10 protein-coding genes and 1 riboswitch are annotated in these 14,070 nt (G+C 67.8%); of the genes, 4 read left to right on the forward strand and 6 right to left on the reverse strand.

Annotation, left to right across the window (positions count from 1 at the left end; genetic code table 11):
• Positions 1–46: 46 nt before the first annotated feature.
• On the reverse strand, positions 47–3,235 hold the full coding sequence (locus V5F53_RS09785) for an efflux RND transporter permease subunit (protein ID WP_393998234.1): 3,189 nt from the start codon (positions 3,233–3,235) through the stop codon (positions 47–49).
• 30 nt (positions 3,236–3,265) lie between these two features.
• Entirely contained in the window at positions 3,266–4,495 is a 1,230-nt protein-coding gene (locus V5F53_RS09790) for an efflux RND transporter periplasmic adaptor subunit (protein ID WP_393998235.1), read from the reverse strand.
• Between the two features lie 436 nt (positions 4,496–4,931).
• Between V5F53_RS09790 and secA the strand changes: the two genes are divergently transcribed.
• Positions 4,932–7,709, forward strand: coding sequence for a preprotein translocase subunit SecA (gene secA / locus V5F53_RS09795; RefSeq protein WP_393998236.1), 2,778 nt, complete (start codon positions 4,932–4,934; stop codon positions 7,707–7,709).
• Between the two features lie 265 nt (positions 7,710–7,974).
• Here the strand turns inward: secA and V5F53_RS09800 are convergent, their stop codons facing one another.
• From V5F53_RS09800 to V5F53_RS09810, 3 genes are all read right to left on the reverse strand, one after another.
• Positions 7,975–8,553 (reverse strand): hypothetical protein, encoded by a 579-nt coding sequence (locus tag V5F53_RS09800; protein WP_393998237.1) that lies wholly within the window; start codon positions 8,551–8,553, stop codon positions 7,975–7,977.
• Between the two features lie 543 nt (positions 8,554–9,096).
• On the reverse strand, positions 9,097–10,428 hold the full coding sequence (locus V5F53_RS09805; RefSeq protein ID WP_393998238.1) for a hypothetical protein: 1,332 nt from the start codon (positions 10,426–10,428) through the stop codon (positions 9,097–9,099).
• A gap of 180 nt (positions 10,429–10,608) precedes the next feature.
• On the reverse strand, positions 10,609–11,559 hold the full coding sequence (locus V5F53_RS09810) for an acetyl-CoA carboxylase carboxyltransferase subunit alpha (protein ID WP_393998239.1): 951 nt from the start codon (positions 11,557–11,559) through the stop codon (positions 10,609–10,611).
• A 209-nt stretch (positions 11,560–11,768) separates the two neighbouring features.
• Between V5F53_RS09810 and V5F53_RS09815 the strand changes: the two genes are divergently transcribed.
• Together V5F53_RS09815 and V5F53_RS09820 are read left to right on the forward strand one after the other, a co-directional pair.
• The gene (locus tag V5F53_RS09815; RefSeq protein ID WP_393998240.1) at positions 11,769–12,059 is read left to right on the forward strand and encodes a YggT family protein; all 291 of its coding nucleotides are present in this window, start codon (positions 11,769–11,771) and stop codon (positions 12,057–12,059) included.
• 4 nt (positions 12,060–12,063) lie between these two features.
• Complete coding sequence (locus V5F53_RS09820) at positions 12,064–12,450, forward strand: DUF167 family protein (RefSeq protein WP_393998241.1); 387 nt, start codon at positions 12,064–12,066, stop codon at positions 12,448–12,450.
• A 186-nt stretch (positions 12,451–12,636) separates the two neighbouring features.
• On the opposite strand, the gene V5F53_RS09825 is transcribed toward V5F53_RS09820, so the two are convergent.
• Positions 12,637–13,059 carry a hypothetical protein gene (locus V5F53_RS09825; RefSeq protein ID WP_393998242.1) on the reverse strand — a complete coding sequence of 141 codons (423 nt, stop codon included), beginning with the start codon at positions 13,057–13,059 and terminating at the stop codon, positions 12,637–12,639.
• 240 nt (positions 13,060–13,299) lie between these two features.
• Positions 13,300–13,408: riboswitch (yybP-ykoY riboswitch) on the forward strand.
• Between the two features lie 86 nt (positions 13,409–13,494).
• On the opposite strand from V5F53_RS09825, the gene V5F53_RS09830 reads away from it, so the two are divergent.
• A complete protein-coding gene (locus tag V5F53_RS09830; protein ID WP_393998243.1) occupies positions 13,495–14,052 on the forward strand; it encodes a manganese efflux pump MntP in 558 nt (185 codons plus the stop codon).
• Positions 14,053–14,070: the final 18 nt, after the last annotated feature.

Consider the following 14,070-nt stretch of genomic DNA (forward strand, 5'->3'; position numbering starts at 1 on the left):
ATTTAAGGCATGTGTCGCCGCAGCACGCAGAAAGCCAGGTCCGTTCTCAGGCAGATGCGGGTTCGGTGGGCGGCACCGGCTCTTTCGACGGCGAATGTGGCGCGGCCTTCTTCTTGCCGCGCTCCTCGAAGCGTTGCAACACCGAGAAGAACGACGGGACGAACAGCACCGCCAAGCATGTCGAGGCCAGCATGCCCGAGACCACGGCGATGCCGATGGACTTGCGCGAGTTGGCGCCGGCGCCGGTGGCGAACACCAGCGGCAGCACGCCGAGGATGAAGGCGAACGACGTCATCAGGATCGGCCGGAATCGCAGGCGCGCCGCCTCCACCGCCGCGTCGGTGATCTCCATTCCCTCGGCCCGCTTCTCACGCGCGTATTCCACGATCAGGATGGCGTTCTTGGAGGCCAAGGCGATCAGCAGCACCAGGCCGATCTGGGTGTAGAGGTTGTTGGACACCCCGAGCCCAAGCAGCGCTCCCACCGTTCCCAGCAGCGCCAGCGGCACCGCCAGAATCACCGACATGGGCTGGATCCAGCTCTCGTACTGACCCGCCAGCACGAAATACACGAGCAGGATGGCGAGGCCGAACACGAAGTAGATCTGATTGCCCACCGCCGCTTCCTGGAACGACATGGCGGTCCATTCGAAGCCGGTGCCGGGCGGCAGCGTGGAGGCGGCGATCTGCTCCATCAGCGCCATCGCCTGACCCGACGAGAAGCTGGCAGAGTTGGAGCCGACGATGCTGGACGAGGGATAGAGATTGTAGAGCGAGATCAGCGGCGGCCCCTGGACCGTCTTCACCTCCACCATGGAGCCGATGGGCACCATCTTGCCCTCGGGCGTGCGCACCTTCAGCCCCAGCAGGTCCGCCGGCGTGACGCGGTAGGTCGCCTCCGCCTGCACATAGACCTGGAACACATTGCCGAAGCGGGTGATCTGGTTGACGTAAGTCGAGCCCAGATAGGACGAGATGGTTTCGAACACCTGGCCGACGGTCACGCCCAGCGTCTCCGCCATGACGCGGTTCACCGTGACCTCGATTTGCGGCGCGCCGGCGCGGAATGAGGTGGCCACGTGCTGCAAGGCGGACTGGGCCCGCGCCTTCTCCACCATGGAGGTGGTGATCTGTTCCAGCAGGCGGTAGTCGAAATTGCCGTTGCGCAGCTGCGGCTGCATGGTGAAACCGGCGGCGTTGCCGATGCCCTGGATCGCCGGCGGCACCAGGATCAGCACCTGCGCCTCTTCCACGCCGGCCACCGCCGCGTTGAGGTTCTCATAGAGCGAAAGCAGGTCCTGGCCCTTCACCTTGCCGGAATAGCGCTCCGACCACGGCGTCAGCGTCACGTAGATCACGCCGGCATTGGCGAGGGTGGCGGAATTGTCCATCACCGAGATGCCGGAAATGGCGAGCGCCGTCTTGACGCCGGGCACCTTGCGCACCCGCTCCGACACGTCTCCCATCACGGTCTTGGTGCGGTTCATGTTGGCGCCGTCGGGCAGTTGCACCGCCACCAGGAAATAGCCCTGGTCCTCGATGGGCAGGAACGAGGTCGGCACCTTGGTGATGCCCCAGCCGGCGACGCCGATGAGGCCGAGGGCGATGATCACCATCAGCTTGGAATGATGCACCATGCGCGAGATCAGGCTCGCGTACCAGTGCTCGGCCTTGCCGTAGATCGCGTTGAAGCCGCGGAAGATGAAATTGCGCTTCTCCGGCGGCACCGGCTTGCGCAGCCACAAAGCGCACTGGGTCGGCTTCAGCGTCGCCGCGTTGATGGCGGAGATGAAGGCGGTGGCGGCGATGACCAGCGCGAACTGCTTGAACATCTGCCCCGACAGGCCGGGAATGAAGGACGCGGGCAGGAACACGCTCATCAGCACCAGGGTGATGCCCACCACCGGGCCGAACAGCTCGTCCATGGCCTTCTCGGCCGCCGGCTGCCCCTCCATGCCCTCCTCGATGTGGCGCGCCACGCCTTCCACGATGACGATGGCGTCGTCCACCACGATGCCGATGGCCAGGATGATGGCGAACAGGGTCGAGATGTTGATGGTGAAGCCCATGGCGTCCATGGCGGCGAAGGCGCCGATGATCGTCACCGGCACCGTGGTCGCCGGGACCAGCGTCGCCCGCCAGTCCTGGAGGAACATCAAGATCACCACCAGCACCAGGATCGCGGCCTCGAACAGGGTCTTCCAGACCTCGTCGATGGAGGCGGTCACGAACCAGGTGGTGTTGAACGGGATGGAATATTCGAGCCCCTCGGGAAAGTCCTTCTTGAGCTGCTCCATCTTCGCGGCGACGCGGTCCGACACGTCGAGGGCGTTGGCGGCGGGCAGCTGGAAGATGCCGATGCCGGCGGCGGGCTTGCCGTCCTGGGTGAAGTCGCGCGAGTAGCTCTGGGCGCCGAGCTCGACGCGGGCGACGTCGCGGATGCGGACGATGCGCCCGCCATCCGTGTTGTTCACCTTGACGATGATGTCCTCGTAGTCCGCCACGTCGTTCAGGCGGCCCTTGACGTTCACCGTATACTGGAAGGCGGCGTTGGAAGGCGCCGGCGGCAGGCCGAGCTGGCCGGGGGTCACGAGCTGGCTCTGCTTCTGGATCGCGTTGGCCACGTCGGTGGGGGTCAGCCCGAACGCCTGCATCTTGTCCGGGTCCATCCACACCCGCAGCGCATAGGTGCCGGTGCCGAAGATGGAGACGTTGGCGACGCCCTCCACCCGCTCCAGCTCGTTCTGGATGTTGATGATGCCGTAATTGTTGAGGAACAGGCCGTCATAGCGCCCATCCGGCGAGATGAGGGTCACGAACTCCATGATGGAGGTGCCCTTCTGCAGGATGGTCACGCCCTGCGCCTGCACCGCCGAGGGCAGCGACGACAGGGCGATGTTGACCCGGTTCTGCACCAGCACCTGCGCCATGTTCGGATCAGTCCCGATGGCGAAGGTGACCACCAGGGTATAGGTGCCGTCCGAGGCCGACCACGACTGCATGTACAGCATGCCCTCGACGCCGTTCACCTGCTGCTCGATGGGCAGGGCGACGGTGTCGACCAGGGTCTTGGCCGAGGCCCCGGGATAGGAGGTGGTGACCGAAACCGTGGGCGGCACGATGTTCGGATACTGAGCCACCGGCAGGCGGATCAGCGAGACCATCCCGATCAGCACGAAGACCAGGGCCAGCACGTTCGAGAGGACCGGCCGCTCGATGAAAAAGCGCGAAATCATGGGCGCCGCTTCCTGACGTTCGAGGGCGGATCAATTCTTCGGCGGCGCGGGAGTGGCCGCCGGCGCGGGCTTCGCCGGCGCTGTCGGCTGCAGCGGCGCCACGATCTTGCCGGCCTGCATCGTCACCTTCGATCCGGGCACGGCGCGCTGAATGCCGTTGATGATGACGCGATCGCCGGGCTTCAGCCCCCCCTCGATGGCGCGAAGGCCGTCGGCCTGGAGCTGTCCCAGCTTCACCTGGGCCTGGGAGACCTTGCCGTCGGCGTCCACCGTGAGCACGTAGGAGCCGAGCTGATTCTCGCTCAGGATCGAATCCGGCACCAGCACGGTGGGCACCGCCTGGCCGAGGGGCAGGCGCACGCGGGCGAAGAGGCCAGGCAGCAGGGCCACGTCGGAATTGTCGAAGATGCCGCGCACCGTGAGGGTGCCGAGGTTCGGGTCCACCTGCGGGGCGATGTAGTCGAGCTTGCCGGCGTGGGGGAAGCCGGTTTCGGTCTGCAACCCGATCTCGACCGGAACGATGCTGGGATTCTCACGCAGCGACATGAGCTTATGCCCGGCCTTCACCATCCCCTCCTTGATGTGCAGCACCTGCTGCTCGCTCAAGGAGAACCAGACGTAGATGGGATTGACCTCGACGATGGTCGCCAGCTTGGTCGGGCCCGAATAGCCGACCAGCGCCCCCACGTCCTGCAGATGGGCCGTGACCACGCCGTCAAACGGCGCGCGCACTTCCGTGTAACCGAGGTTGATCAGCGCGAGATCCAGCGAGGCCTGGGCGTTCTGCACGTCGGCGACGGCGCCGTCGCGCTTGGCGCGCGCCTGATCCAGCACCGCCTGGGAGGCGAAGTCCTGCTTGGCCAGCTGATTCTGGCGATTGAACTCGGCTTCGGCCTGCACCTGCGAGGCCTGCTTGGCGGCCAGGGTGGCCTTGGCCTGCTCGACGCTGGCCTTGTAAGTGTCCTGCTCGATCACGAACAGCAGGTCGCCTTTCTTCACCAATTGGCCGTCGGCATAATTGATGGAGGTCAGGAAGCCCTGCACGCGGGCGTTCAGGTCCACCGAATTGATGGAGGCGGTGTTGCCCGTCAGCTCGAGGAAGGTGGTCACTGGCTGCTGAATCACCTCCGCCACCGTGACGGTGGGCGGCGGCGGCGGCACATAGGTGTTCTTTTCCTCGCAGGCCGCGAGCAGAACCGCGGCGCAGCACACCACCCCTGTGCGCCGCAGCAATGCGGCCGCCCGGAAACCCCCCACCATGCCAAATCCCCCGTTGCGCGACTGCGGCGGATACTAAGCATGCCTCATGACGGTGTCCATGCGAGGAATTGCTCGCATTCGCGGCCGCGCAACCGAGGGGAACGCAGATGCTACGCAGGGCTGTGGCCGGCGCGGAAGCGGCCCCCGGCACCGGCCGCGGGCGCGGGCCGGCCACGTGGCGGGTCCCTGCCCCGCCGGCGATCCGGCCGCCGCGCATTGACATTGCCCCGACCCGTTCATAAGTGTCCGCGAGGCATGCTGCCCGCCGAAAGGTGGGTGGGCCGCGGCTGCGCGCATCGTCGCAGCACCCGCGCACGGCCCTGTCCGACTTGGCGATGCCCCATTCAGGGTATCCAAAGGCGCGCTATTTCCCGGAGGGTCCGGCGGCCCGTCTCCGCCCTCCTTGAGACCTGACGGAACGGAACAGAGAACAACCATGTTAGGTGGACTTGCCCGCAGGATCTTCGGTTCCGCAAACGATCGCCGGGTGAAGGGGTATCGCCCCCGCGTCCAGGCCATCAATGCGCTGGAAAAAGAGGTGGAAGCCCTTTCCGACGAAGCGCTGCGCGCCCGCACCGCGGAGTTCCGCGCGCAGCTGGCGGCGGGCAAGACCCTCGACGACATCCTGGCGCCCGCCTTCGCCACCGCCCGCGAGGGCGCCCGGCGCGTGCTCGGCATGCGCCCGTTCGACGTGCAGCTCATCGGCGGCATGGTGCTGCACGAGGGCGGCATCGCCGAGATGAAGACCGGCGAGGGCAAGACCCTCATGGCCACCCTGCCGGTCTATCTCAACGCGCTCGCCGGCAGGGGCGTGCACGTGGTGACCGTGAACGACTACCTGGCCAAGCGCGACGCCGAGTGGATGTCCAAGCTCTACAGCTTCCTGGGCCTCACCACCGGCATCATCGTCCACGGCCTGGACGACAGCGAGCGCCACGCCGCCTACCATTGCGACGTCACCTACGCCACCAACAACGAGCTCGGCTTCGACTACCTGCGCGACAATATGAAGTATGAGCGCGCGCAGATGGTGCAGCGCCCGCACTTCTACGCCATCGTCGACGAGGTGGACTCGATCCTGATCGACGAGGCGCGCACCCCGCTCATCATCTCCGGCCCACTCGACGACCGCTCCGATTTCTACAACACCATCGACGCCTATATTCCCCGCCTCGACAAGGGCGACTACGAGGTGGACGAGAAGCAGCGCGCCGTCACCATGACCGAGGCCGGCATGGAAAAGATGGAGCAGATGCTGAGCGCCGCCGGGCTGCTGAAGTCCGAGAGCCTCTACGACATCGACAACGTGTCCGTGGTCCACCATGTGAATCAGGCCATGCGCGCGCACAAGCTGTTCCAGCGCGACAAGGACTACATCGTCCGCAACGGCGAGGTGGTCATCATCGACGAGTTCACCGGCCGCATGATGCCCGGTCGGCGCTATTCGGAAGGCCTGCACCAGGCGCTGGAGGCCAAGGAGCACGTCCAGGTCCAGCCCGAGAATCAGACGCTCGCTTCCATCACCTTCCAGAACTATTTCCGGCTCTATGAGAAGCTGGGCGGAATGACCGGCACCGCCTCCACCGAGGCGGCGGAATTCGCCGACATCTACAAGCTCGACGTGGTGGAGATTCCCACCAACCGGCCGATCGCCCGCGTGGACGACGACGACGAGGTCTATCGCACCGCCGGCGAGAAATACGCCGCCATCATCGAGCTGATCAAGGATTGCGGCACGCGCGGCCAGCCGGTGCTGGTGGGCACCACCTCCATCGAGAAGTCCGAGCTGCTGGCCGACCTGCTGAAGAAGGCCGGGCTGCGCCAGCGCGACTTCTCCGACCCCGCCGACCTCACCGGCATCGACACGTCGGGCACCGTGTTCTCGGTGCTGAATGCGCGCTACCACGAGCAGGAGGCCTACATCGTCTCCCAGGCCGGCGTGCCCGGGGCGATCACCATCGCCACCAACATGGCCGGCCGCGGCACCGACATCAAGCTCGGCGGCTCCGCCGACATGCGCATCGAGAACGAGCTGCGCGACCTGCCCGAGGGGGCCGAGCGCGATGCCGCTGCCGCCCGCATCAAGGCCGAGGTGGAGGAGCTGAAGGCGAAGGCGCTTGAGGCCGGCGGCCTGTTCGTGCTCGGCACCGAGCGCCACGAAAGCCGGCGCATCGACAACCAGCTGCGCGGCCGCTCCGGCCGCCAGGGCGACCCCGGCCATTCCAAGTTCTTCCTGTCGCTGGAAGACGACCTGATGCGCATTTTCGGGTCGGACCGGCTGGACGGCATGCTGCAGAAGCTCGGGCTCAAGGACGGCGAGGCCATCATCCACCCCTGGATCAACCGGGCCCTGGAAAAGGCCCAGCAGAAGGTGGAAGCCCGCAACTACGACATGCGCAAGAACGTCCTGAAATATGACGACGTTCTCAACGACCAGCGCAAGGTGGTGTTCGAGCAGCGCCTGGAGCTGATGAACGACGAGGACGTGGCCGGCACGGTGGAGGACATGCGCCATGCCCTCATCACCGACACCGTGGCCAAGCACATTCCCGAGAATGCCTATCCCGAGCAGTGGGACACCGCCGGCCTCCACCAGGCCCTCATCGAGGGGTTGAACCTCGACCTGCCGGTGCAGGACTGGGCCAAGGAGGAGGGCATCGCCGGGCCGGAGGTGACCGAGCGGATCATTGCCGCCGCCGACGCCTGGATGGCCGACAAGAGCGAGCGCTATGGCGCCGAGCTGATGCGCTACGTGGAGAAGTCCATTCTCCTGCAGACGCTGGACCATCTCTGGCGCGAGCACATTGCCATGCTCGACCACCTGCGCCAGGTGGTGGGCCTGCGCGGCTATGCCCAGCGTGACCCGTTGAACGAATACAAGTCGGAAGCGTTCAACCTGTTCTCCACCATGCTCAACCGCCTGCGCGAAGTGGTCACGGCCCAGCTCATGCGGGTGGAAATCGTGACCCAGCCGCCGGTGGAGGAGCTTCCGGTAATGGAGGCCCACCACGAGGATCCGCTGACCGGCGAGGACGAGATGGCCCAGGCCGCCGCCGCCCTCGGCGCCCGTCCGCTGCCGGCGCTGTCCGGCGATCTGGCGATGCCGGAGCGTGATCCGCACGATCCCGCGACCTGGGGCAAGGTGGGCCGCAATGAGGTGTGCCCCTGCGGCTCCGGCAAGAAGTTCAAGCACTGCCACGGCCGCTTCGCCTGAGACGGCCGCTTCCCCTCAGCACCGGAACCGCCGCCCGCAACCAGCGCGGCGGTTCTACAGTCCCTGCGGGCGACAGGCGGGGAGCGCCCATGGCCGCACCGGTTGGCATGGCGGCGGGCGACACACCCCCGCAACGCTCTTAAGGTCTTCAGCTTCGCCGCCGCCTGGGCGGCCAACCGCTCGGCGGCACAGCGCGGCGACTGGTCAGCCAGCCGGCGCAGCGTGACGGTGGTATTCCACGGCCGCGCTGCGCCGATCTCACATGCTACTTGGTGACGGCGATGGCGATGGACTGATTGAAGGTGATCTGAACCAGATCGCCAACCTTCAGCCCCTTCACCGTGTCCTTGTGCTCCTTCTTCTTCGCCTGAACGACGAAGATGCGGCCCTCCGGCCCCTTCACCGCCACGGCGCCGTCATCGGGATCCAGGCGCACGATCTCGCCGGTCAGGCGCGCGGTATCGATCACCGCGCCCGACGGCTTGGTGCTGTTGGGATCGGACGCCACCGCCTGCGAAATCTGGATGCCCACGCCGACGCCGGCTTCCGGCTTGGCGATGTCGACGATCACGGCATCGGTCTGGGTGATGGTCACCGTGTCACCGACCTTGATCTCGTCGAACTTCTTGATGGCCGGTCCCGCCTTCACGGTGAAAATGCCACCTTCCGGCCCCTTCAGGACAACCTGACGGGTGTCGGCGTCGATGGCGATCACCGACACCTTGACCTGGTTGACGTCGACTTCCCCTTCGCCGACGATCGGCTGGGCGAACGCGGCCACCGCGCCAAGCACAGCCGCACCGGCGATCATCGAAAGACGCGCCGCCATTGTCTTGAATGCCATTGTTCTGCCTCCATGCCTCATGGCGCGCACGGCCCGTAACCGCCGCAACCGACGGATGGGGCGGCCCGCAGAGCGAGAGCGCCGCCGGGGCCGTACGCCACCGCTCCTGGTTCGAGCGGATGGGCGGCCCGGGGAAATCCCGCGGCCGCAGCGGCCAGCTTAGCCGTAGGGTTGCGAACAACCAACGACAAGCCCAGCTCTTCCAGGATGTTATCGGGGATAACTGCAGCGCCTGGATGCGCCGCCCGGCTCGACTCCGGCCGGCAGAGGCGCGGCAGAGGGCGCGGAAAGGACACAGGCGCGGACACTTGCGGGATGCGACGGCGCAGCTGCGGGATGCGACGACGCAGCTCTTTCAAGCCCCGCCGGCAATCGGTGGCCGAAGCCCGCGCCGCGCACCAGCGGGCGCGACGCTCCCGCCCCCGAACCGGCGACTGGGCCTTGAAGACGGCAGGTCGCCGGTATGCCCGCGAGGCCCCGTAGCCGGTGCCCGTCAGCCGGCGCCACGCACCGCCCGGTTCGAGCGGTACAGGCAAGCCGCGCTCAGCGCGTGAAGCTCTCCGTTGGCACCGCCGCCGATGCCCCGCTCACCGTATCCGAAGCGGCGACATTGGCTGGCCGCCCCGTCACCACCAGCGACGGCTTTGGCAGGGGCGAAAGCGAGGCCTGCGGCTTGGTCGCCGGCACCGGCGCAGCGCCCGTGGCTGCGGGGGCAGGCCGCGGCAACGGCTGTGCGGCAGGCGCCGGGGGCGGCAGCGGCACCGGGTCCACCGCAGCGGCCTGGGCTGCAGGGGGCGCGGCCGCAGCGGCCGGCGACGGCGGAGCCGATGGGCCGAGGCTCGACAGGGCCACGGTCTCGTCCTGCCGCGGCGGACGGGTGGTCTCGGGAATGGTACCGGGCGCCGATGGCGCGAACGCGGTCTCGCCGCCACCGCCCTGCTTGCGCTTGATCTCCGCCAGGAACACCGGATGCATGCCGCCGTCGCTGCCGGTCCTCACCGGCGCCACCGGAGAGCTCGGCGCCAGAGCGGCGATCTGCGCATCGTCATTGCGGGCCTTGGCGGCCACCGCGGAGGCGACCGCCTGCGGCACCTCATAGGGCGGGCACGCGGCATTGGGATCGAAGCGCGCCCCCCCGGAGGGCTGGGCGTTGAACACATATTGCCGCCCGCACACGCTGACCCGCGGCTCCTGCCGGGTCACGTCGAAATGGTCGTAGCCCTGCTTCAGGTTCCGCCAGAACGCCATGTTGGGATTGTTGCGGTGGCGGGCAAGGTTCTTCGGCGTCATGCGGAAGGGATAGGCCTGCACCTGGAACGCGCGCTGGCCGCCCCCGAAACTCTCCCGGGCCAGGGAGAAAATCTCCGAGATCTGCTCATCGGTCATGGCATAGCAGCCCGCCGACGAACAATCGCCATGCACCATCAGGAATTCGCCGGTGCGCCCGTAAGACTTATCGAAGGCGTTGGGGAAGCCGAGATTGAAGGAGAGATAATAGCTGGAATTGGGGTTCATCTGCCCCGGCGAGATCATGTAGAAGCCTTCCGGCGCCTGCCGATCGCCCATCTTCACCTTGGGACCCAGCTCGCCGGACCAGCGGCAGATGGGATAGGTCTTCAGGAGCGCGTAATCTCCCGAAGACGTCTCCTTCCACACCTCAAGCTCGGCTTCTTCCTTGAAGATCCGCACCAGGATCGGGCTCGCCGGCGACATGCCCTTCTCGCCGATCAGCGAGAGCATCTGCGGCGACAGGGGCTTGTTCGCCTTGCGCGAGGCCTCGTCGGTCTGGTTGCAGGCGGCAAGGGCAAGCGCGGCCGTGGCGGCCAGCGCCACCATGCGCACGCGCGACGAAAATGTCGTCTTCGGACGGCTCAACGCGAAACTCCTGATACCTGTCCGGACACCGTAAAGGCCATCTTCAGCCCCCGACCCTTGACGGAACATTACCAAAAGCCGCCGGGCAGATGCTCCGCGCTTTTGGCATAGCTCTCGATGCCGCCAAGCTTATGGGATCAATTACGGCCAAGATGAGATCGCCCCCGGGGACGAACGCGGCTACAGACCGCGCCCGATGGCCAGGAACTTCTCCCGACGCGCCTTGCGCAGGGCCGGGCCATCCAGCTCCGACAGGGATGCGAGCGCCTCGGCGATGGCGTCGCCGGTGGCCGCGACCGCTGCCTCGCTGTCGCGATGGGCGCCGCCGACCGGCTCCTTCACGATCGAATCGATGATGCCGAACCGCTGGAGGTCCTGGGCGGTGATCTTCATGTTGGTGGCCGCCTCCTGCGCCTTGGCGGTGTCCCGCCACAGGATGGAGGCCGCGCCCTCCGGCGAGATGACGCTGTAGATGGCGTGTTCCAGCATCAGCACCCGGTTGGCGGTGGCGAGCGCGATGGCGCCGCCCGATCCGCCCTCGCCGATGATGACGGAGACATTCGGCACGCTGAGCGCGAGGCAGGCGTCGGTGGAGCGGGCAATGGCCTCGGCCTGGCCGCGCTCCTCGGCACCGATGCCGGGATAGGCGCCGGCGGTGTCCACCAGCGAGATCACCGGGATGCCGAAGCTGTCGGCGAGTTCCATCAGGCGCACCGCCTTGCGGTAGCCCTCCGGGCGGGCCATGCCGAAATTGTGGCGGATGCGGGTCTCGGTGGTGGAGCCCTTCTCGTGGCCGAGCACGCAGACGCTTTCACCCCGGAAGCGGGCGAAGCCGCCGATGATGGCCTCGTCCTCGCCGAACTTGCGGTCGCCCGCGAGCGGCGTGAACTCCTCGAACAGGCCGCTCGCGAAGGCGGCGAAATGCGGCCGCAGGGGATGGCGGGCGACAAGGGTCTTCTGCCAGGGGGAAAGATTGGCATAGAGAGCGACAAGCGCATCGTGGGCCTTGGCCTCGAGCCGCTGCACCTCATCGCCGATCGCGACGCCGTCGGATGTCGAAAGCGCCCTCAGCTCTTCCACCTTGGCCTCGAGTTCGGCGACCGGCTTCTCGAAGTCCAGATAGCTGCGCATGCTTGTCCGTGGGGTTGGAAAGGACCGATCTTAGCCCCTCCGTCGGGCCGCGAAGCTGCCCGCGTGGGACCTGCAAGTCAAGGGCGGGACAATGCGGAAGCATTGTGGCCTTAACGGGGGCGTGACATCCCGCACCGCGCAACGGCCTTGTTCCCGCCCCCGCGAAAAGGCTATTGCTTGGCTTCAATCGCCGAGGGACCTTCACCGACATGCGCGCGCTGCTCGACGTCATCCTGGTCGTCCTGAATCTTTATGTGTGGCTGCTCATCGCCGCCGCCGTCCTGTCCTGGCTCGTCGCCTTCAACGTGGTGAACCCCTACAACAAGTTCGTCCACAACGTGGGCGAGTTCCTGTTCCGCATCACCGAGCCGGTGCTCGCCCCCATCCGCTCGGTGATCCCGAGCCTCGGCGGCATCGACATCTCCCCGATGATCCTGATCCTGCTGATCTTCTTCCTTCAGCGCGTGATCGGCCTCTACATCTACCCCAACGTGTTCTGAGGCCTTGGACCTTTTTCGTGCCGTAGCGGGGGGCATCGAACTGCATGTGCGCGCCACCCCCAAGGGCGGGCGCGACGCGCTCGACGGCGTCGGCGTGCTCGCGGATGGCCGCAGCGTGCTGAAGGTACGGGTGCGCGTCGCCCCGGAAGACGGCGCCGCCACCGCCGCCGTGGCGCGGGTGATCGCCGCCGCGCTGGGCGTCCCCGCCTCCCGCGTCACCCTTGCCGCCGGCGCCACGGCGCGGCTCAAGACCTTTCACGTGGCCGGCGACGCCGCCGCCCTCGCCGCCGCGCTCGCCCGCGCGGTCCCGGAGGCGGCGGCAGGCACCGCGCCCGCCCCGCCTCCGGCGGCGCCGGCGGCGCCCGGCCGCTCCGGCAAACACAGGGGCTGACGTGGGCGGACCACCGCCCGTGCGCCGGGGCGGACCACTCCGGGCGCCCCGCCTCCTCCGCCATCGCCACGCGCGCCTCCGTCATCCGCGCCGCCGACAGCCAGCGCCCGACGCCCGGCCCGGCCTGCGGGCGCGCGGCCCCCTGCCCCACCCCGGCGGCCCGCCGGCCGGCGGGGTGGGTCGCGCTCATTTGCCGCCGTCGTTGTTCGCCGTTCCGCAGGTGTAGCCAACGAAGCAGCGCGGGGTGTCAGAGGTGGCGGTCCAGGCTGGCCGCGTCACCTCGCCTTCGGCGCAATAGGTGGCGTCCAGCACATAGCGCTGGGCGTTGCCGCCGCCGGTGGGGACCAGCAGCGCGCCCTGCTGGCGCACCGCCGCCGCGAGGCCCGCGCAGGTGTCGGGCGGCACCGGAATCGCCATCATGCCCATGGGCGGGGGAGTGTTCTCCCCAGCGATGGCGGTGCCATCCAGGGGCACCGGGACGCCACCGGCGCCAAGGTCCGAGGGTGGCGCCAACGGGTCGTTCTGCGCCACGACCGCACCCGGCGCCCCCACCGCCAGCCATGCCGCGCCCAGGCCCGCGACAAGGCCGCGCCGCATCCCTCTCGCCATCCGCTCCATTGGCACTCCCCCCTGGCTCCAGCCGCCCACGCGGCCTGCACCAGATGTAGAGCACTTCCGCGTGCTGTTGAATCCGCGTTGAGAAACAAACCGGCGCCAAGCCCCGGCCGGCCGCGCGCGCCGCGTTCGCCGGCATGCCGGCGGATGCCTTGCCCGCCGACACGAACTTACAGTGTGCATCTGCACAATCATCCCCGCCGAGGGTTTGACTTGCGCCGCCCATGCGGCTATCCCGCCGGCATCGGGGAGTAGCCACCGCTGATCCAGCGGGGCCGCGTCAACACACTCGCGCAAGTGCCAAGTGGGGCATGGACGCGTGGCGCGACCAGCCGAATGCCTCGGCCCGGCAAGACCGTCGTGAACCGCACGCTCTCATCGGACGGAGTGTGTCGGCACGCGGTCAATCCGTCCGTGGGACCCCCTGTCATGTCACCCTTCGCCATTGCCGCGCTGGCTCTCAGCATGTCGGTCGACGCGTTCGTCGTCTCGGTGGGGCGGGGCGCCGCCCTCGGCCGCCCGCGTTATTCGGAGGCCCTGCGCACCGGCGCCGTGTTCGGCCTCGTCGAGGCCCTCACGCCGCTCATCGGCTGGGCCCTGGGCGTTGCCGCCTCCAGCCTGGTGGAGGCCGTGGACCACTGGATCGCGTTCGCCCTGCTGGCTGGCGTCGGGCTGCACATGATGTGGGCCGCCCTGCGGCGCCATGAGGACGCGGAGCCGCCCAAGGCCTCGCTGGCGGTGCTGATCGCCACCGCCGTCGGCACCAGCCTCGACGCCATGGCGGTCGGCGTCTCCCTCGCCTTCTTCGATGTGAACATCGTGGTGATCGCCATCGCCATCGGCCTCGCCACCTTCCTCATGTCCTCCGGCGGCATGCTCATGGGCCGCCTGATCAGCGAGCGCTGGGGCCGCATCGCCGAGCTGCTGGCGGGCGTGACGCTGATCGGCATCGGCGGCTCCATCCTGTTGCATCACCTCACCGCCTGATTGGCCGACGCGCGTGCC

Origin of the sequence: Xanthobacter cornucopiae, from assembly GCF_043195065.2 — a bacterium.
Classification (GTDB): domain Bacteria; phylum Pseudomonadota; class Alphaproteobacteria; order Rhizobiales; family Xanthobacteraceae; genus Xanthobacter.